Origin of the sequence: Shewanella benthica KT99 (assembly GCF_000172075.1) — a bacterium.
Classification (GTDB): Bacteria; Pseudomonadota; Gammaproteobacteria; order Enterobacterales; family Shewanellaceae; genus Shewanella; species Shewanella benthica_A.
In genome coordinates this window covers 20,330-39,942 of sequence record NZ_ABIC01000038.1, presented here as the reverse complement: position 1 = coordinate 39,942, position 19,613 = coordinate 20,330, and the positions used below count along the sequence as shown (strand labels likewise).

Annotated in this window: 17 protein-coding genes; 10 read left to right on the top strand and 7 right to left on the bottom strand. The window is 45.5% G+C overall.

All coding sequences use genetic code 11. The features are described 5' to 3' along the window. Positions 1-90: 90 nt before the first annotated feature. The 8 genes from rsxA to gloA all read left to right on the top strand — a co-directional run bounded on the left by rsxA (position 91) and on the right by gloA (position 7,083). On the top strand, positions 91-669 hold the full coding sequence (gene rsxA / locus KT99_RS15525) for an electron transport complex subunit RsxA (RefSeq protein WP_005501820.1): 579 nt from the start codon (positions 91-93) through the stop codon (positions 667-669). Between the two features lie 2 nt (positions 670-671). Then, positions 672-1,241, top strand: a complete 570-nt coding sequence (rsxB, locus tag KT99_RS15520) for an electron transport complex subunit RsxB (RefSeq protein ID WP_005501819.1) — start codon at positions 672-674, stop codon at positions 1,239-1,241. Next, positions 1,235-3,097 carry an electron transport complex subunit RsxC gene (gene rsxC, locus KT99_RS15515; protein WP_005501818.1) on the top strand — a complete coding sequence of 621 codons (1,863 nt, stop codon included), beginning with the start codon at positions 1,235-1,237 and terminating at the stop codon, positions 3,095-3,097. Before rsxB ends, rsxC begins: the two co-directional genes overlap by 7 nt. 3 nt (positions 3,098-3,100) lie before the next feature. Further along, positions 3,101-4,153: an electron transport complex subunit RsxD gene (gene rsxD, locus KT99_RS15510; protein ID WP_005501817.1), complete on the top strand. Its 1,053-nt coding sequence runs from the start codon at positions 3,101-3,103 to the stop codon at positions 4,151-4,153. Between the two features lie 15 nt (positions 4,154-4,168). Then, the gene (gene rsxG / locus KT99_RS15505) at positions 4,169-4,807 is read left to right on the top strand and encodes an electron transport complex subunit RsxG (RefSeq protein WP_005501813.1); all 639 of its coding nucleotides are present in this window, start codon (positions 4,169-4,171) and stop codon (positions 4,805-4,807) included. A 68-nt stretch (positions 4,808-4,875) separates the two neighbouring features. Then, a complete protein-coding gene (locus KT99_RS15500) occupies positions 4,876-5,574 on the top strand; it encodes an electron transport complex subunit E (RefSeq protein ID WP_040572086.1) in 699 nt (232 codons plus the stop codon). A 66-nt stretch (positions 5,575-5,640) separates the two neighbouring features. Then, complete coding sequence (gene nth / locus KT99_RS15495; RefSeq protein WP_005501809.1) at positions 5,641-6,282, top strand: endonuclease III; 642 nt, start codon at positions 5,641-5,643, stop codon at positions 6,280-6,282. Positions 6,283-6,672: 390 nt separating this feature from the next. After that, positions 6,673-7,083, top strand: coding sequence for a lactoylglutathione lyase (gloA, locus tag KT99_RS15490; protein ID WP_005501806.1), 411 nt, complete (start codon positions 6,673-6,675; stop codon positions 7,081-7,083). Positions 7,084-7,153: 70 nt separating this feature from the next. On the opposite strand, the gene KT99_RS15485 is transcribed toward gloA, so the two are convergent. Beyond that, entirely contained in the window at positions 7,154-9,703 is a 2,550-nt protein-coding gene (locus KT99_RS15485) for a TonB-dependent receptor plug domain-containing protein (RefSeq protein WP_005501805.1), read from the bottom strand. An 859-nt stretch (positions 9,704-10,562) separates the two neighbouring features. Between KT99_RS15485 and KT99_RS21030 the strand changes: the two genes are divergently transcribed. Next, complete coding sequence (locus KT99_RS21030) at positions 10,563-11,084, top strand: IS30 family transposase (protein ID WP_005501802.1); 522 nt, start codon at positions 10,563-10,565, stop codon at positions 11,082-11,084. 501 nt (positions 11,085-11,585) lie between these two features. Then, positions 11,586-11,714 carry a hypothetical protein gene (locus tag KT99_RS23315; RefSeq protein ID WP_005501800.1) on the top strand — a complete coding sequence of 43 codons (129 nt, stop codon included), beginning with the start codon at positions 11,586-11,588 and terminating at the stop codon, positions 11,712-11,714. A gap of 47 nt (positions 11,715-11,761) precedes the next feature. Here KT99_RS23315 and ruvB read toward each other — a convergent pair whose 3' ends face one another. The 6 genes from ruvB to KT99_RS15450 form a co-directional block, all read right to left on the bottom strand. Then, positions 11,762-12,781: a Holliday junction branch migration DNA helicase RuvB gene (gene ruvB / locus KT99_RS15475; protein ID WP_005501799.1), complete on the bottom strand. Its 1,020-nt coding sequence runs from the start codon at positions 12,779-12,781 to the stop codon at positions 11,762-11,764. A 34-nt stretch (positions 12,782-12,815) separates the two neighbouring features. Then, a complete protein-coding gene (gene ruvA, locus KT99_RS15470; RefSeq protein WP_005501798.1) occupies positions 12,816-13,433 on the bottom strand; it encodes a Holliday junction branch migration protein RuvA in 618 nt (205 codons plus the stop codon). Continuing rightward, the gene (gene ruvC / locus KT99_RS15465; protein WP_005501797.1) at positions 13,430-13,951 is read right to left on the bottom strand and encodes a crossover junction endodeoxyribonuclease RuvC; all 522 of its coding nucleotides are present in this window, start codon (positions 13,949-13,951) and stop codon (positions 13,430-13,432) included. The genes ruvA and ruvC overlap by 4 nt, the downstream gene beginning before the upstream one ends. Positions 13,952-13,954: 3 nt before the next feature. Then, on the bottom strand, positions 13,955-14,701 hold the full coding sequence (locus KT99_RS15460; RefSeq protein ID WP_005501796.1) for a YebC/PmpR family DNA-binding transcriptional regulator: 747 nt from the start codon (positions 14,699-14,701) through the stop codon (positions 13,955-13,957). A gap of 124 nt (positions 14,702-14,825) precedes the next feature. Next, the gene (gene aspS, locus KT99_RS15455; RefSeq protein WP_005501795.1) at positions 14,826-16,613 is read right to left on the bottom strand and encodes an aspartate--tRNA ligase; all 1,788 of its coding nucleotides are present in this window, start codon (positions 16,611-16,613) and stop codon (positions 14,826-14,828) included. Between the two features lie 171 nt (positions 16,614-16,784). After that, the gene (locus KT99_RS15450; protein ID WP_040572084.1) at positions 16,785-19,583 is read right to left on the bottom strand and encodes a transporter substrate-binding domain-containing protein; all 2,799 of its coding nucleotides are present in this window, start codon (positions 19,581-19,583) and stop codon (positions 16,785-16,787) included. Between the last annotated feature and the right edge of the window lie 30 nt (positions 19,584-19,613).

Sequence of the window (19,613 nt, the reverse complement as noted above, 5' to 3'; positions counted from 1 at the left end):
CAAATTAATGATAACGTTGTATTCTATGTGTGTTCTGGCAGTGGAAAAGCCGATAATACCACTAATGATTATTCCCAAAAATGAAATGAGATGAGTGAGTATCTCCTATTATTGATCGGCACAGTCCTAGTCAATAATTTTGTATTAGTAAAATTTCTTGGTCTTTGCCCTTTTATGGGGGTCTCCAGCAAGCTTGAGTCCGCCATAGGCATGTCTATGGCGACCACGTTCGTGTTGACATTGGCCTCGGTATTAAGTTATCTGGTCAATCAATATCTGCTACTGCCCTTTGACCTCGATTACCTTAGAACCATGAGCTTCATTTTGGTTATCGCCGTTGTAGTACAATTTACTGAAATGTTAGTTCAAAAAACCAGTGCTTCACTCTATAGGGCACTCGGGATCTATCTGCCACTGATCACCACAAACTGCGCCGTATTGGGTGTAGCGCTACTCAACATCAATGAAAAACATAACTTTATTCAGTCTGCCGTGTATGGTTTTGGTGCCGCTGTCGGCTTTTCACTGGTGCTTATCCTGTTTTCAGCCATGCGCGAGCGTCTCGCTGCTGCAGATGTGCCTCTACCCTTTAGAGGTGGAGCCATTGCAATGATAACCGCAGGCTTGATGTCGCTGGCATTTATGGGATTCACGGGGTTAGTTAAATAGTCATGTCTGGAATATTTATCGCAATAATCTTGCTGACTGTCCTCGCACTCTTTTTTGGTCTCTTGCTTGGTTTCGCAGCGGAAAAATTTAAAGTCGAAGGCGATCCTCTGGTGGATCAGCTTGAAGCCCTACTGCCTCAGACACAATGTGGCCAATGTGGATACCCGGGTTGTCGTCCCTATGCTGAAGCCATAGCGAATGGAGACAAGATCAATAAATGTCCTCCCGGTGGCGCCGCCACCATGGAAAAACTGGCCGATATGGCTGGGGTTGATCCTGAGCCTTTAACGGCGACCGAGGAAGTGCAGATAAAAAAAGTGGCATATATACGTGAAGATGAATGTATTGGCTGTACCAAATGCATTCAAGCCTGTCCTGTGGATGCCATTTTAGGCACAGGTAAGCTGATGCACACCGTCATAACAGATTATTGTACCGGTTGTGATCTGTGTGTTGAGCCTTGCCCTGTCGATTGCATTGACATGCTTCCAGTGACACAAAATATCAAAAACTGGGATTGGAAGTTAAACGCTATCCCAGTGAAAACCATAGATGAGGATGTAAAGTGCTAACTTTATTCGAACAAATTGATAAAGGGACACTTTGGCGGTCAACCGGTGGTATTCATCCTCCAGAGAGAAAAACTCTCTCTAACAGAACACAGATCAAAAGCTTGCCCCTAGCAGATGAGTATGTAGTTCCCCTGCCTCAGGTGGGCGAATCTGCAATCTTGATAGTAAAACCAGGTGATTATGTCGCTAAAGGTGCCATTCTCACCAAGGGTACGAATTTTGGCCATCTACCGGCACACGCACCGACTTCGGGCCATGTATCATGCATAGAAATACGTCCGGGTAACCATGCCTCAGGATTAGCCGTATTGAGCTGCGTTATTAGCGCCGATGGACTGGATACTCATGATGCGCACATTCACCCGGCACTCTCTACCAATGAAGTCGACCAGTTAACAGACAAACAGCTGCTGACAAAAATACAGCAAGCGGGTATCGCGGGCCTCGGCGGCGCGGCATTTCCTACCCATATTAAACTCAGCCCAGCCAGTGATATTGAGTTAATCATCATCAATGGCATTGAATGTGAACCCTACATTACTGCCGATGACATGCTCATGCGTGAAAAAAGCGATGAGATCCTCAACGGCATCGCCATCATTCATCGATTACTGGCTCCCCAACGCCTAATTATCGCCATTGAAGACAATAAACCAGAAGCCATCGAGGAGATGCAACATGCATTGAATCGAAGCTCACTGCCAAAAGATGGCGTCAGGATCACCAGTATACCGACGCTGTATCCTTCTGGAGGCGAGAAACAACTTATTCAGATTTTGACTGGGCAAGAGGTCCCATCAGGAGCCATTCCCGCGCAACTTGGCATCGTGGTGCAAAATGTTGCCACGGCCTATGCCATCAACCAAGCTATTCTGCGTGATTTCCCTCTTATAGAGCGTGTTGTTACTGTCACAGGAGACAATACCCAGCTTGCTGGTAATTATTGGATCCCCATAGGCACCCCAATATCTCATGTCTTGACCCAGACTCAATTCATAGGCGATGAACATGACAAGGTGATCATAGGTGGACCTATGATGGGCTATGCCTTGCATAACGACAATGCACCGACACTAAAGGGCTCTAATTGTATTCTGTTACCTGCTAGCGACGAACTTGCCCCCGAACAGAAAGAACTCCCCTGTGTGCGTTGTGGTGAATGTGCTCATGTATGTCCGGTGCAACTCCTCCCCCAGCAGTTGTTCTGGCATGCACAGGCTCAAGAATACGATAAAGCCACTAAATTTAACTTGGCCGACTGCATCGAATGTGGTTGCTGTACTTACGTTTGTCCCAGTGAAATCCCTTTAGTTGAATACTATCGTATCGCTAAGTCTGCGATAAAAGCCGAAGCCGAAGAGAAAAAACAAGCAGAACTGGCAAAACAAAGATTCGATCTTCGCACCCAACGCCTAGAAGATGAAAAACGGGCAAGAGAAGAGAAACAAAAAGCATCTGCAGCGAGGCGCAAGTCAAATATGTCCTCATCGGATAAAGATGCCGTCGCCCTGGCAATGGCAAGAATTAAAGCGAAGAAAGCGGCACAAAAAGCAGTCGCAACCCAAGACGATACCGCGAGCAAGATAACAAGTTCAATGCCAGAAACGAGCGTTCCTGCTGACGAGAGGCAGGCAAAAATAGCAGCGGCCATAGCTCGAGCTAAAGCCAAGAAAGCAGGTTTGAAACAAGACTCTGCAGACTCTTCAACTGGCAATGGCTCTGAAAACTCAGGCAGCGTAAATGCTCCTGTCGACGACAAGAAGGCTCGAATAGCAGCCACTATTGCTAAAGCCAAGGCTAAAGCTAAGAAGGCTGCCCTGAAAATTAGCACCAACACAGAAGATGATAAGGATTAATTGATGGCATTTAAGATTGCCTCTTCGCCTCATTTGAGTCGTCGATTCCAAACCAGTACCTTGATGCAAAGAGTGCTACTGTGCGCCTTACCTGGCGTAGCGGTGCAGTGCTATTTTTTTGGCTGGGGCACCATCATTCAACTGCTGCTTGCCATCTGCGTCGCGCTATTTTGTGAGGCTAGCGTGTTAACCTTAAGAAAAAGGCCCGTATTAGCCACGCTAAAAGATAATAGCGCCTTACTGACGGCCCTCTTTATCGGCATAGCTGTGCCTCCGCTTGCGCCTTGGTGGTTAACCTTCCTCGGTGCGATATTTGCGATCATCATAGTTAAACATCTCTATGGTGGGCTTGGGCACAACATATTTAACCCGGCGATGGCGGCGTACGTCATGCTACTGATCTCCTTCCCTGTTCAGATGACCAGCTGGGTCGCGCCGAGTGTCATTGCAGGCCAGCCACTGGACATATTTGCCAGTTTGCAGATGATATTTATTGGCGGCAGCCAACTGGAGATCAGTGCTTACAAGATGGGCTTCGATGGTATTGCTATGGCTACCCCACTAGATACCTTAAAAACGGATCTTGCCATGGGATTAACCAGTACAGAAAGCCTAACTAAATCTATCTTTAGTGATGGCTATGGTGTCGGCTGGTTTTGGGTCAACATGGCTTATCTCGCCGGTGGGCTTGCCATGATAAAGATGAAGTTAATCCGCTGGCACATCAGTACAGGACTCCTAGGTGCGCTCTACATCTGTGCAAGCATAGGGTTTATTCTAAATCCGGATACCCATGCGGGTCCTCTATTTCACCTGTTTTCGGGTGCAACCATGCTGGCTGCTTTTTTCATTGCTACCGATCCAGTGACCGCGGCGACCAGTGTCAGAGGTCGATTGCTGTTCGGCGCACTGATTGGAGTCTTAGTTTATATCATACGTACTTATGGTGGTTACCCGGATGCTTATGCCTTTGCCATTCTACTCGCCAACCTGTGTGCACCTTTTATCGATCACTATATGAAGCCCAGAACTTATGGTCACAGATCCAGAAGCTAATACAGAGAATTACATATGAAGAATTCAATCTTAAAAAACGGCTTGTTGCTGGGACTATTCGCTCTGTTATGCACCGCTTTTGTGGCCGTGGTCAACTATCAAACTGTCGATAAAATTAAACAGCAACAGCAGCTTCAATTAAAACGGACCTTGCATCAGCTAATTCCAGACAGCATGCATGACAATGAACTAACCGATTACTGTATCTTGATCCACGATGAAGATGCTATGGGTATCGATATGCCGCTGCCTGCATATATCGCGACTAATCAATCTATTCCCGTCGCCATCGCCATGGAAGCTATTGCCCCCGATGGGTATAATGGCAATATAAAGTTGATCATTGGCATAGACAGCAGCGGAAAAGTGCTCGGGGTAAGGACGCTTTCCCATGCAGAAACACCTGGGCTCGGAGATAAAATAGACCTGAGGAAATCTGATTGGGTACTGAGTTTCAATCAGAAGATGCTTCAATCTGATACAGATAAACGCTGGAAGGTTAAGAAAGATGGTGGTGATTTCGACCAATTTACCGGCGCCACAATCACCCCTAGAGCCTATGTTAAAGCCGTACGCAACGCGCTGAATTACTTCAATAAAAACAATGAAATATTACTTAAACGCCCTGCAAACTGTGAGGTTGATTACCGATGAATGGATCTAATGTCGATGCTGCAGATGAGTCCGTACTGGATATAGCCGCCGATGCAAAACCCAGCGCAATGAGTGCGTATAAAGAGATAGCATTCCAAGGCTTATGGAAGAACAATCCAGGCCTGGTACAACTCTTAGGACTGTGCCCCTTACTCGCTGTAACAGCCACCTTAACTAATGCATTAGGTTTAGGTTTAGCAACCATGTTGGTGTTGATTTTCTCTAATATTTTAGTTTCTTTAGTCAAAGATTATGTACCAAAAGAGATCCGTATTCCTGTGTTTGTGATGATCATTGCCGCCTTGGTGACGAGTGTGCAACTGCTTATCAATGCCTACGCTTATGGACTCTATTTGTCTTTGGGGATCTTCCTGCCCTTGATTGTGACCAACTGTGTGATTATCGGACGCGCCGAAGCATTTGCATCCCGTAACTCCGTAGCTAAATCTGCCTTCGATGGATTTATGATGGGCTTAGGCTTCTTAATTGTCTTAGCCATTCTAGGCGCCGGCAGAGAAATCCTTGGCCAAGGAACCTTGTTTGATGGCGCCGATCTGTTACTCGGTGATTGGGCGGCAGGACTCACGATACATCTCTGGCAGTTTGAGACCAGTTTTCTCTTGGCTATGCTCCCACCAGGCGCCTTCATAGGCATGGGATTCTTGATCGCCTTGAAGAATGTTATCGATAAAAAAATCGCCGACAAGCAGCCGCAAGTGACAGTACAAGGACAGGTAAAAAGAGCAAGAATTACTAAAGTCAGCTAATTCTGCCCGCTATGCTCGAAATCGTGAAGCTCATTTGATGCAAATAAACGTATAATAAGAAAATATATGAATAAAGATAAACGTCAGCGGATATTAGAGATCCTCAGAGAGAATAATCCCCATCCAGAGACTGAGCTCAATTTCTCTAGCCCGTTCGAATTACTGGTGGCGGTTACCCTTTCGGCGCAAGCTACCGATGTCAGCGTCAACAAGGCAACCGATAAATTATTTCCAGTAGCCAACACCCCAGAGGCCATCTATGCCTTAGGCGTAGATGGCCTGAAAACTTACATTAAGACCATAGGTTTATATAATAATAAAGCCGTCAATGTCATTAAAGCCTGTGGGATCTTAGTCGAGAAATATCAGGGGCAAGTCCCTGAAGACCGTGAGGCCCTGGAGTCTCTTCCCGGTGTAGGACGAAAAACGGCTAACGTGGTACTCAATACTGCCTTCGGCTGGCCTACCATTGCCATAGACACCCATATATTCAGAGTCGCGAACAGAACCAAGTTTGCCATGGGAAAAAATGTCGATCAGGTCGAGCAAAAGATGTTAAAGGTCGTCCCATCAGAGTTTATGGTCGATGTTCACCATTGGTTTATCCTGCACGGCAGATACACCTGCATAGCCAGAAAACCACGATGTGGAAGTTGCTTGATAGAAGACTTATGTGAGTTTAAAGAGAAGGTCTATCCAGAGGATTAAATCAAGCTATTAAATTCTGTGATTACAAATACTTAAAAAGCCGCTTAGCGGCTTTTTTTTATGCTAACTAACACTTAAGGATAAGAGTTAAAACATAGCCCAAAAGAAGATAGATAAAAATATGCCGATAATTGCACTTAAACCAAATGCCATTTTTAATTCAGTATTCATTCACTTTCCTATTCAGTGTCAGTATAGATCAACTAGATGGGTCATTATCGTAAGAAATAACTGAATTTCACACCATAAAAGCATCAGAGTGTGATCTATGCCTAGGTTAATTTCCTACAAACGTTATGAAATAAATGTGCCGAGGATTTTAGATTCAATGGGTTATAATCTTTAACAGCAAGGCTGCCATTTTAATAATTAAACACTACCGAGGTTTTAATGTCTCAATTTTTACACACCATGATCCGTGTCGTCGATCTAGAAAAAAGTATTCACTTTTACACTCAAGTTATGGGTATGAAACTACTGCGAAAGTCTGAGAATACCGAATATAGATATACCCTCGCCTTCGTCGGCTTCGATGACGAATCCACCGGCGCCGGTGTTATAGAGCTGACTCACAACTGGGATAACGATAGCTATGAAATGGGTAATGCCTTTGGTCATTTAGCCATAGGTGAAGAAGACATCTATGCTCGCTGTCAGGCCATAGAGGCCGCAGGGGGAAACATAGTCAGAGCGCCGGGCCCCGTGGCAGGAGGCTCGACTGAGATTGCTTTTGTGGCAGATCCTGATGGTTACAAGATAGAGCTCATCCAGATGAGTTCAGCATCTAAAGGCTTAGGTTGATGTTTTGCATCATTCAATCAGCATAAAAAAAGCGCCGATAGGCGCTTTTTTTAAATTTAAACGATAAAGATTAGAACTTCACCGTCACACCAGCATAATACTGACGACCTATGGTGTCATAAACTTCTGGTACCGTACCACCGTCACTGCCGTTAGAAACATTTGATGGTTCTTCATCAGTCAAGTTCTTAACACCGGCGCTTACCATCCAAGTATCATTGATGAAGTAGCTGGCTGACACATTGTGATAAAGAATTGAATCAACTTTTGTGCCCGCGCCTAAATCATCCATCTCGCCGATATAACGGTTGAAGTACATGACATTCCAATCATCTTGGCCAGCTTTGATGCTGAAGTTATTACGCACTTGAGCATAGGCACCGAAGTTACCATCTATGGTGTTAGTGTAATCGACGCCATCTTGCTCAAAATTCAGTAAGTAAGTGGTGTCATTGCTAATTCTCCAATCTAAGCTTAACGCTTCAAAGCTGTACGCTAAGTTAAAATCGATACCGCTAGTATCTTGATAGCCGACGTTAGTTAGTGTATTTGTTAGATGTTCTAAATCGCCGTTTTCACCGATGTTAAAGGCCACACAGGCCGAATCATTACCGATTCCTTTTTCTTGATAATCATAACAGCTCTGTAAACCGTTTTGCGTATCCATACGGGCAATCGCGTTGGTTACTTTAAAGCGCCACCAATCCAATGTCAGTGACATACCATCAATATAGCTAGGCGAATACACTAAGCCAGCAGTGTAAGACTCAGACTCTTCAGGTTTAAGATCATCATCCGAAGTACGATTAACTAAGATCTGTTGGTCTGGCTCATTACCCCATGGATCAACTAGGTAATCGAATGAACCTGAGTTTCCGCCGTATAGCTCGCTAACACTAGGAGCACGGAAGCCTGTTGCCGCAACGGTACGGATCATCAAGTCATCTGTCGCCGCGTATGTTAAACCAATCTTCCATGTAGATGCATTACCGAACGTCGAATAATCGTCGAAACGAAGTGCGAATTCACCGGTTAGCTTATCAGTAAATGGTACGCTTACTTCCTGAAACACAGAAATCACGCTGTAGTTACCATCGGTAGGATCTTGCTGAGCAGCAGTACTCTCACCGGCAACAACAATGGGGTCAGGATTGTAGTAACCACTTTCATAACGGTATTCTGCACCGATAGCATAGGCTACAGCACCTGCATCGAGGTCAAATAGTTCACCGGTTAGACCAGCAGAGAAAATATGCTGCTCGTTACCACCATCAGCTTGTTCAGTGTAAGCGACACTATTGAGCAAGTCTTGGTCTGTCATCGGCTGACCGGTAAACCAAGCATCTTGATCTGCATAGATTGCATTCGTCATGATTTTTGCATTGATGGAGTTTTCTACTCCGGTATCAGCTTTGTTTTTACCGTAAGTGTAAGAAATATCCCAGTCCATACCGGTATTAACATCGATTGAACCTGCTAGAGCTGCAGAGACGCGTAATGTATCTGTGTCCTGAGTAGAAATACGAGGACCTACATCAGTCATACGTCTTCTGTAGTTAACTTGGCCTTTATCGTTTGGCGTGATGCCTGCATCGATCATATCTTGGTCAAGTTCTACACACGTAGCAGGATCGTCACCGGCTTGACAAACATCTAGGTCCAGGTTAGCAGGCTGAGGTGCCATCTGCTGATGTGACTTACGCTTGGTGTAAAGGATATCACCGGTTAGCACTATATCGCTGCCAAGCTCTTGAGTCATGTTAGCGAACAAGCTGTAGCGCTTACTTGGCGTCTGGTAAAAACTGTCTTGGGTATAATCGTAGCCTTCTGTACGGTCTACCCAATTGCCATTGTCATCTTTAACCATGCCGCCAAGAGAGCCATTTGGAACAAATGAGCTAGCACCTGGATCTGTCCAATCACGATCCGACTGAATGACGCCGCGACGTTCTGAGTAAGCAGCACCGAATGTATAGTTACCAGTATCGGTATTAAAGCCATAAAGTGCACTGATTTCGCCGTTTTCGCCGTCGCTCTTATCAGTCATGCCGCCAGTAACATCAAACTGGAAGCCTTCAAAGTCTTGCTTAGTGATGATGTTAATGACACCAGCGATGGCATCTGAGCCATACACAGCTGATGCGCCATCTTTTAGAATTTCTACACGTGCAATCATTGCAATAGGGATAGAGTTAAGATCCACAGCGCTGTCGGCACCAGAACCTGAATTCACCATACGACGGCCATTGAGCAATACTAAGGTACGTTGTGAGCCCATACCACGAAGGTCAACATGAGCAACACCGTCTGAGCCATTGTTGGTGCTTGAACCAGCAGCAGCACCAGCCATTGAAGTCTGTGCTTGTAGCATTTGGTCTACAGAAGTGAAACCTTCTGCTTTAATGGTTGCCGCATCGATAATGGTAATCGGTGAAGCCGTTTCCATGTCTTGACGTTGAATGCGGGAGCCAGTTACTGAAATCCGCTCTACATTAGCAGTTTCTTCTTGTGCATAAGCAGTGTTTGATACTGTGAATGCAGTAGTTGAAACCGATGCGATTAACCCAAGCTTGATAGCTTGCGATAACTTACTACTTGAATGCAGCGATGTTCTTATCATTAAGATGTACTCCCTAACTTATTATTACTTTCTCATTATTTGTTTTTATTTTGCGCCAATTATCGTTATTTATTACCAATGTGTATAGCTTTGTTAATCGGTATTAATGGCGTTGAAATTGAAACTATAGTTTCACCATAAATCAGTCAATCACCATTTTAATTAACTACTGATGCAGAAAGGTTAAAATATAGATAACACAAGGTAGTGAGTTGGTGTATTTACAAAACCAACGAGGAGGGGAATGTTATCAAACAGCATGATAAACTCAAATAACACTAATTAGGCAGAGATTCCATCTAGCCAATAATTAACAGTTTCATAACCTATAAAATAGCCAAAAGTGTGACGCAGATCACACTTTGACTGGTGAGCATTATATAGAATGCCATTCTGTAGCGTTTTTATGACTCAAGTCAATTCGACTTACATTTGTTTATCTTATTTTTCAGCTTAGGTTCAGAAAGACTTTCGTGTATTAAATAACATTTAAATTATTACTAACACACCAAGACATTACAATTTGATACAAATCATGCCAGCTTGTTATCATGGTAACCGCAAATAGGTAGAGTTATAAATAATAGTATTAACAACCATTGAAAATCACACTTCATTAATGCAATGGAGATTTATTTTATTTTAATATATTAAAATGCACTCGTTAATATGCTATACCATTATATTTTTACGTTATTGATAATTTATTTCCACCATATAACTGATGTTTATTATAAGCAGTAGATGTTTTTACCGCGGTGAAAGCTGAGGTAATACAATAAGTGCAACAGATTAAGGTTGAAAAGTGAGAGAGCTGAAGGCAGAATTTTAGTTCTCACACACAAATTCAGAGTCGGTCATGAACAAACAGTACCATCAGCTCACTCAGGAACTACGATACCAAATATCTGCCTCCCGTAAAACAGGTATGACACTTCGTCAGATCGCCGAGGAAGTCGGGGTACATTTTAGTACCGTATGCCGTGAGTTAAAGCGAAATATCACCAGCCTAAACTATGACCCGAAAATGGCACATACGTTAAGCTGTAAGCGTAAAAGGACGTCGAAAAAAGCCTGTAAACGCCAGCCAAGTACTGACGAGATTATTCGAAAATGCATGGTGCTTAACTGGTCTCCTGGGGCGATCTGTGACCGCATGCCAATAGAATTCGCCCCAAGTGAATGCTTGAGTGATGCGATGATCGCTTTGCTTGGGCAAGTCCATACTGCATTGACAATAACCTTGGATAATGGCGGTGAGTTTGCAGGCCATATGAAGGTTCATGAAGCGACGGGAGCGAAGGTTTATTTTGCCAAACCTTATGCGAGTTGGCAGCGAGGAACGAATGAAAATACTAACGGTCGGATTCGGCGGTTTTAGCCTAAGAAATTCGACATGGCTAGGCTGACGGAGGAGGAAATCGAGAACAGGATATTGCAACTAAATTTAACGCCAAGAAAGATATTAGGCGGGCTAACACCCCTCGAGGTCTTTACTGGTAAGCGTGTTGCACTTATTGCTTGATTCCAGCAACAGCTCAAAAAATACCAAGATACTTACGTCAGCACGTAGAAGGTATGCCTATGGGTACTAGCCTAGCGTGATTGTCTCTAGCTCGAAATAATCACCGGGTTACAGAACTAGGTCAGCCATTAGCTTATCTTCGATAAAGATTTGATATCGACCCGGGATCACACGGTCAAATATAAAGACACCATCATATTCCACTCTGGTCTTGTATTCGCGATTCAATGCTTGGTTTCTTATTGTGACTAACATGCCGCCGGTAGGAGTTTACCAGCATCTAGTCTCATCACATTGCCCTCGAGCTCTGCGTGTATAAGAGTGAGATACAAGAATAAGACCTATAAGGGTTTCCCTGTGTCTGGTTTAGACAATCCTGGGCTCAACGGCGAGTATGTAGACATAGGGGCAAAAGTGGTGGCGGGGAAAAAGAGTACTGCGGGACAAAAATACCCGCGATATACCTTAACGATTGAAGAACAATGATAAGCATCATCACCCTCCAATAGTCCTAACGGAGACGAGCTCTAGAGTTAGTTTTGTTCTGGCTGGATCAGATTAAAGTGCTGATAGGCACGTTGAGTGGCGATACGCCCTCGAGGCGTTCGCTGAATAAAGCCTTGTTGAATAAGGAAAGGCTCCAGTACATCCTCTATGGTTTCCCGTTCCTCTCCAATGGCGGCGGCCAAGTTATCCAGACCCACAGGCCCACCCATAAATTTATCAATAATCGCCAGCATGAGCTTTCTGTCCATATAATCGAAACCTTCGACATCGACGTCCAGCATCTCTAAGGCGAGATCGGCAACATGCTTATTGATCTCACCGTCATGCTTAACCTCGGCATAATCTCTCACTCGTCTCAATAAACGGTTAGCGATACGCGGTGTGCCGCGAGAGCGTCTGGCAATTTCCAACGAACCTTCCTCATCGATAGGAAGCTCGAGTACTTTGGCCGAGCGAGTCACTATGGTGCTGAGATCTTTAACATTATAAAATTCGAGCCGCAGAGGAATACCAAATCTCGACCGTAAGGGCGACGTTAACGCTCCCGCCCGAGTCGTCGCACCAATCAGGGTAAATGGGGGCAAATCGAGTTTAATCGACCGGGCTGCCGGTCCCTCACCTATCATGATATCAAGCTGATAGTCTTCCATCGCTGGATAAAGGATCTCTTCGACCACAGGACTGAGCCTATGGATCTCATCGATAAAGAGTACGTCACCTGATTCAAGGTTGGTCAGCAGCGCCGCTAAATCACCCGCTTTTTCGAGCACAGGGCCCGAGGTCGACTTGATATTGACGCCCATCTCATTGGCTACGATGAGAGCCAAGGTGGTTTTACCTAAACCTGGCGGGCCATAGATGAGCATATGATCCAGTGCTTCGCCACGATTCTTCGCCGCCTGAATAAACACCTTAAGTTGAGCGCGAGTCGCATCCTGTCCCGTATACTCGTCGAGTAATTTAGGACGCATGGCTCTGTCTACCTGCTCTTCATACAGCTCAACACCTTGAGGCTCTGCATGAATAATACGATCGGCTTCTATCATTTATCTCTCTTTAAATTACATCTTATACTTATTACTACAACATCGACTTGAGTGATGCCTTAATCAGTTCCTGAGAACTCATTCCGTCCTTGTAAGCCGCTGATACCGACTTACTCGCCTGTGCCGGTTTATAGCCTAAGGCCAACAGAGCGGCAATCGCATCATCTTCGGCGGTATTGACTATCTTTGCCGGCCTATAGTTGCTCTTGAGCATAAATTCTCGCTCGGAGCCCGCCGAGGCTTCCATCAGACTCTTGAGCTTATCGCGCATCTCTACCAGTAGCCGCTCGGCCGTCTTCTTACCGACGCCAGGCAACTTGACTAAGGTGGCGATATCGTCCCGTTCGACGCAGGCAACAAATTCGACCGATGTCATACCAGACAGGATAGTTAATGCCAGCTTTGGCCCAACACCATTGGTTTTAATCAATAAACGGAACAAAGCCCGCTCCTGCTTAGTCATAAATCCATAGAGAAGTTGAGCATCTTCACGGACCACAAAGTGGGTGTAGACTATCGCTTCTTGATTGAGTTCAGGGAGTTCATAGAAACTGGTGAGGGGCATCTGGACTTCGTAACCCAAGCCACTCACTTCTATCAAAATCTCGGGGGCTTGCTTCTCAAGGAGCACGCCTCGTAGTCGACCTATCATCTATAACGTCCATATGTTCTTTTGCTTGCCACTCCACCGAGAGCCAACAGGCTTTGACTGGTATGAAAATGACAAATTGCGACACCTAATGCATCGGCGGCATCGGCTTGTGGGCAAGCCGACAGTTTAAGAATTTGCTGTACCATGTGCTGAACTTGTGATTTTTGCGCCCTACCTGTGCCCACCACGGCACTTTTTATCTGTGTCGCCGAATATTCGCCGACAGGAAGATCGGCATTGGTCGCGGCAACGATGGCTGCACCTCTGGCTTGGCCTAACTTAAGCGCCGAGTCGGCATTTTTAGCCATAAAAACACGCTCTATGGCAAATTCAGTCGGCTGGTATTGGCGTATTATTTCGGAGATGCCATCGAAAATTTGTTTAAGGCGATAGGCAAAATCTTCTGAATTGGTACGAATACAGCCGCTTCCCAGGTATAGAGGGTGCCTACCATTTCGTTTGATCACCCCATAGCCTGTGATCCGTGAGCCAGGATCGATCCCGAGTATTATTGACATAGGTTATTCTAGTGTCTCCATCACTTCATCTGAGATCTCAGCGTTATGATACACCTCTTGCACATCATCATGATCTTCAAGATTATCAATTAAGCGCAGGAATTTAGCCGCTGTGCTGGCATCGAGGGAGGCTGTAGTCGAGGGCACCATAGTCACCTCGGCGTGAACAGATTCAAGACCCGCAGCATCCAAGGCGTCCTTGACTGCGCCAAAATCTTCGGGGCTAGTAAAGACATCGATGGCGCCATCTTCATGGCTGACCACATCATCGGCGCCCGCTTCTAAAGCCACATCCATGACGATATCTTCATCTGTTCCTGCAGCATAAGAGATGACACCTTTCTTATCGAACAGATATGACACCGAACCGTCTGTGCCTAAGTTACCACCGGATTTACTGAATGCATTACGCACGCCAGATACGGTGCGGTTCTTATTGTCCGTCATGGTTTCGACCATGACAGCCGTGCCGCCGGGTCCATAACCTTCATACATGATGGTCTCTAATACCTGACCATCAAGCTCCCCAGCTCCGCGCTTAACGGCGCGTTCGATAGTATCGCGAGTCATATTATTAGACAGTGACTTATCGATAGCAGCGCGTAATCTAGGGTTAGAATCGGCATCCGAGCCACCTTCACGGGCAGCGACGGTTAACTCACGAATAAACTTGGTAAAAAGCTTACCTCGCTTGGCATCTTGTGCCGCCTTACGATGCTTGATGTTATCCCATTTACTGTGACCTGACATGTGAATGCTCCTTGATTTCGAAGAGGATAATTTACCGGATGAAGAAGATGCAATATATTAACGCTAAATGAGACTCGGATCAGACCGGTAATAAAAAAGCCGAGTTGCCCCGGCTACTTATTGATTACTCTGATACTTCTTTTTCTTCTTCGCTTTCGATGACACTGATGCCTAGCTCGACGAGTTGTTCAGGATTGGCAAACCCAGGTGCATTGGTCAGAGGGCAAGCCGCAGTGGTTGTCTTGGGGAATGCCATCACATCACGAATAGAGGAAGCCCCCGTCATCAACATGACGATTCTATCTAAACCGAAAGCCAAACCGGCATGGGGTGGTGTACCGTAACGCAAGGCTTCTAACAGGAAGCCAAACTTCTCGTTGGCCTCTTCCTCTTCGATGCCCAGAATACGGAACACGGCGGTTTGCATCTCACTGTTATGAATACGCACTGAACCACCGCCAAGCTCACAGCCATTTAACACCATGTCATAGGCATCTGAGATAGCTGCAGTCGGGTCAGCTTCGAGTTGCTCCGGCGTCATGCCACTCGGCGCGGTAAATGGATGATGCATGGCATGCAGTCCACCGTCTGAAGTAGGCTCAAACATAGGGAAGTCGACGACCCATAGTGGTTTCCAATCGCCCTTTAACAGGTCGAAGTCTTCACCGGCTTTTATGCGCAATGCGCCCATCGCTTCGGCAACGATATTTGCTTTATCTGCACCAAATAAAATCAGATCGCCAGACTTAGCCTTAGTGCGCTCAAGTAGAGCCTTAACCACATCTTCATTAAGGAACTTAAGTACCGGAGATTGAATACCTTCGAGCCCTTTATCCAGCTCGTTGACCTTCATCCATGCTAAGCCTTTAGCCCCATAGATGGTGGCATACTTAGCATACTGGTCTAATTGTTTACGCGATAACTTGGCACCACCTGGGATACAAAGTACCGCAACGCGTCCCTCTGGATCCGTGGCGGGTCCCTGGAACACCTTAAAATCGACGTCGGTAAGAAGATCGGCAACATCGATAAGTTCTAACGGATTACGCAGATCTGGCTTGTCGGAACCGAAGCGCCGCATGGCTTCGGCAAAGGTCATCTTAGGAAACTCACCTAGGTCAACATCGAGCAACTCTTTGAAGAGACTACGCATCATCTCTTCGGTTTTATCCATGACCTGCGCAGAGGACATAAATGAGGTTTCGATATCGATTTGGGTGAATTCAGGCTGACGATCGGCACGTAAGTCTTCATCACGGAAACACTTAACAATTTGATAATAGCGATCGAAACCCGACATCATGAGTAACTGTTTAAACAGCTGGGGGGACTGAGGCAGCGCGAAGAATTGCCCCTTATAAGTACGGCTAGGCACTAAATAATCTCGTGCACCTTCCGGTGTTGCCTTGGTCAAGATAGGCGTTTCGATATCGAGGAAACCATTACCATCGAGGAAACGACGCACGACGCTGGTGACTTTAGCGCGAAAAATGATACGTTCGGCCATCTCAGGACGACGAAGATCAAGATAACGATATTTAAGTCGCTGCTCTTCCGTGTTGTGCTGATTCTTATCCATGTTGATGGGCAGAGGTGCTGAGCTGTTTAAGATAGTTAACTCTTTGCCCAAGATCTCAATCTCACCGGTACGCATCTTGTCGTTGATCTGACTATCGGGACGCGCACTGACCACACCTTTTATTTGGACACAGAACTCACTGCGCAGGCTACTGGCAACGTCGAACACTTCAGGTAAATCCGGATCATAAACAACCTGTATGATCCCTTCTCTGTCTCTTAAGTCGAGAAAAACCACTCCACCCAGGTCACGGCTACGATTTACCCAACCCACTAGGGTCACTTCTTGTCCAACGTGAGACTTGTTAACGTCTCCACAATATTGACTGCGCATCTAACTCTTTCCTTTAATCCGCAAACCTAAGGCTGAGGAATATTCTAATCAACACAAAAGCGGCATTATAGTAAAATATTGCCGCTTACAAAACCACTTAACCTCTAGTTGGCTAAGGATCAATCATCTTTTTGCTGAAATCTGCGATTTCATCTCGAGTGAAAATCATTATCATGATGATTTGTAACAATTACCACCACTTTGTTTCGCTCGATACATTAATTTATCGGCAGACTTGAGTAACTCCACCACATTGTCGCCGTCTGCCGGAAACATTGCAATGCCAATACTCGCCCTAACATTCAATTTTGTGTTCTCACAGTCAAAAGATTTCGATAAATTAGCGATAATCGTGTCAGCGACCTGACAGACGAGATCGAGATCTTTACTTTTATTCAATACCACGACAAATTCATTACTGCCAAATCGCGCTAAGGTATCGGAGCGACGTATACAAGTGCTCATCTGTTCGGCCACTAATTTGAGTAACTTATCACCGACATCATGACCCATCTGTTTATTGACAGATTTCAGTCCGCCAATGTCGATAAAAAGCACACCGAATGTCGCCTGTTCCCGACTGTGTAATAACACCGCCTGCTTCAATCTGTCATCTAACAGACTACGATTAGCAAACCCTGTCATCGGGTCAAAATGGGTCATTTTACTCAACTGACTCTCAAGCTGGATTCGTTTCAGCCGCTCTTTTGTGAATAATAATCTACACATTAAGATGATCGCCATCAGTGTCAACAAGATGATAATGATGCTCACACACCATTTAACGGTGTCAGATCCTCGAGGAGCAACCGCCACCGGTTGAATCCAATGCTGATAGATAACTTGCCGCTTGGTCTGATCCAGATTCTTGAGGGCTAAATTCATTAGCGGAACAAATTGTGCCAATGAAGGATGAATGCCGAAATGACTGTGTTGCTCAGAAAAATCGGCCAACACAGACATTTTTAACTGACTATAGTCGCCATGCTTGAGTGTTGATGCCAAATTGATCGCCTTATCGACAAATGCATCGGCCTTGCCTTCCTTCACTGCAGTCAATCCGCTATGGGGATCGGCGACTAACACAAGTTCAATGCCGTAACCGGCCCCCATCAATTGGTTAACGAGTTGATAACCTTCGACTATCGCTAACCTTTGCCCCGCAAGTTGCTGGACATTGAAGATAGCTTCTCTTTCGATGGGCGTCGCCAATGACCATGGAGAGGGCCAATAGGGATCGCTAAATAATAAGGCCTTTCTCCTATCGGCGGTTGCTGCAACACTTCCTGCGATATCAACATCCCCTTCAATAAGTGCATTGATAAGGGATTGCCACTCATCGAAGGCAACGGCTTCGACGCTGACGCCAAGTTGCTTGGTTATCACATCGACAACGTCTCGATTGATCCCAGAAAACATGTCATCCTCATTGGAAAATTCCATCGGCTGCCAGTCTTTGAGATAACCCACTCTTATCGACTTCAAATCTTGTAGATACTGCTGCTGTTCACCCGATAATTGTATGAGTTCAAGATGAGATTTAAAGGTGCGTACTTGGCTATCCAAGATCCATTTACGTTCAATTTCGGCCAGTTCCTGAGTTTCAATAAGTTCAAATCCCGCCTTTATTCGGTTCGATAAACCGACATTGTGGGGGCTGGTTAACACAAAAATGTCGGTGACGAACTCCAACTTAGGAAACGGATAAAACTCTGACAAGGCGCCCTGCAACATCAAGTAATGATGTGTCCAGGAGGAAGAGGCCACAAAACTACCAATATGACCCTCTTTCGCCGCTTGGATCATGGCCGTCACCGAACCATACAGTTTGAGTTCCACATCGGGCAGTGCTTGCTTTAGCTCCGCAAGATATGGCGCCGTAGGCACGGCGCCGACTCTGCTCCCTTGCAGACTCTGCAGTGAGTCTATGGGCTTCCCGTAGCTGTGCAACCGGCTTTTCACCCGATAGAGCAGCTGACTTCTCAATAATCCTGTGTTAAATTTATCACTCTCCGGATAGCCGATATGTACATCTGCTTTACCTGATTTAACCCGATCCAGGGATTGATTTATATCGGATGTGATAAAGGAGATAGGGATGCCAGTTTTATCAGACCAGAGACTCCAGATGTCGACATACAGTCCATGGGGCATGCCGTCTCCTCCAAGGGATATGAATGGCTCGAGATTTATCGCCGTCGCTATGATTAAGCCATTTTGTTGAGGTTTTATGCCAATCCAATATTCTTCGATAGCATCTAAGCGTCCCTTATCGATAGCGGCAAACCCGGCATTAACTTGCTGCATTAGCTGGCCATCGGACTTATTCAGTGCAGGCCTCAGGGGGACTTGTTTAATTAATATTCGATGAGAGAGGGGAAATAAACTGATAACTTGTTTGTTGATCTTTTTATCTCTGAGATACCCCTGCATTCCCGCGAATACTTTTATCTCTCCATGTAACACTCCCACCAGCAGTTCATGTCTGTTCTTATAACGTTTAAATCGTATCTTAGAGCTCAGTTTCAGCAGTTCATTCTCATGTGAAGATCCAGAGACGATACCGACCTGATATGGCCCTAACTCCTCAAACGTCAATCTCTGAGGTAAATCTTTGTGCAAATAGAGATAAGTGCTGACATGAGTGAGGGCTTGAGCAAAGGCAAACTTTTCACTGCGACTCTGAGTCACCGCCATACCGATATGCACGTCGGCATCACCATGAGATAATTGATCTAATGTATCGGTCCAATGACGAGAAACGAACATAACAGGCGTTGCCGTTTGTTTTGACCACTCCTGCCACATATCCACCAGTACACCACTAGGCTCACCTTGCTCATCGACGAACTGGTATGGATAGCTGTCTTCTCCCATCACTAAAATGAGCGGTTTAGCTTCGTCAGCCCAAAGGGAAACCGAAGATAGAACCAGCAAGAAAACAACAAAAACGAAGGTGAAATATTTCAAGTGTTATATCCAAAAAGCTAAACGAGTGTG

Excerpts from the sequence above, each read along its gene's own strand:
- ruvB (WP_005501799.1), bottom strand. The coding sequence starts at position 12,781 with ATGATAGAAGCCGATCGTATTATTCATGCAGAGCCTCAAGGTGTTGAG.
- ruvA (WP_005501798.1), bottom strand. The coding sequence starts at position 13,433 with ATGATAGGTCGACTACGAGGCGTGCTCCTTGAGAAGCAAGCCCCCGAG.
- KT99_RS15500 (WP_040572086.1), top strand. The coding sequence starts at position 4,876 with ATGAGTGCGTATAAAGAGATAGCATTCCAAGGCTTATGGAAGAACAAT.
- KT99_RS15460 (WP_005501796.1), bottom strand. The coding sequence starts at position 14,701 with ATGTCAGGTCACAGTAAATGGGATAACATCAAGCATCGTAAGGCGGCA.
- KT99_RS21030 (WP_005501802.1), top strand. The coding sequence starts at position 10,563 with ATGAACAAACAGTACCATCAGCTCACTCAGGAACTACGATACCAAATA.
- gloA (WP_005501806.1), top strand. The coding sequence starts at position 6,673 with ATGTCTCAATTTTTACACACCATGATCCGTGTCGTCGATCTAGAAAAA.
- nth (WP_005501809.1), top strand. The coding sequence starts at position 5,641 with ATGAATAAAGATAAACGTCAGCGGATATTAGAGATCCTCAGAGAGAAT.
- rsxG (WP_005501813.1), top strand. The coding sequence starts at position 4,169 with ATGAAGAATTCAATCTTAAAAAACGGCTTGTTGCTGGGACTATTCGCT.
- ruvC (WP_005501797.1), bottom strand. The coding sequence starts at position 13,951 with ATGTCAATAATACTCGGGATCGATCCTGGCTCACGGATCACAGGCTAT.
- aspS (WP_005501795.1), bottom strand. The coding sequence starts at position 16,613 with ATGCGCAGTCAATATTGTGGAGACGTTAACAAGTCTCACGTTGGACAA.
- KT99_RS15485 (WP_005501805.1), bottom strand. The coding sequence starts at position 9,703 with ATGATAAGAACATCGCTGCATTCAAGTAGTAAGTTATCGCAAGCTATC.
- rsxA (WP_005501820.1), top strand. The coding sequence starts at position 91 with ATGAGTGAGTATCTCCTATTATTGATCGGCACAGTCCTAGTCAATAAT.
- rsxB (WP_005501819.1), top strand. The coding sequence starts at position 672 with ATGTCTGGAATATTTATCGCAATAATCTTGCTGACTGTCCTCGCACTC.
- rsxD (WP_005501817.1), top strand. The coding sequence starts at position 3,101 with ATGGCATTTAAGATTGCCTCTTCGCCTCATTTGAGTCGTCGATTCCAA.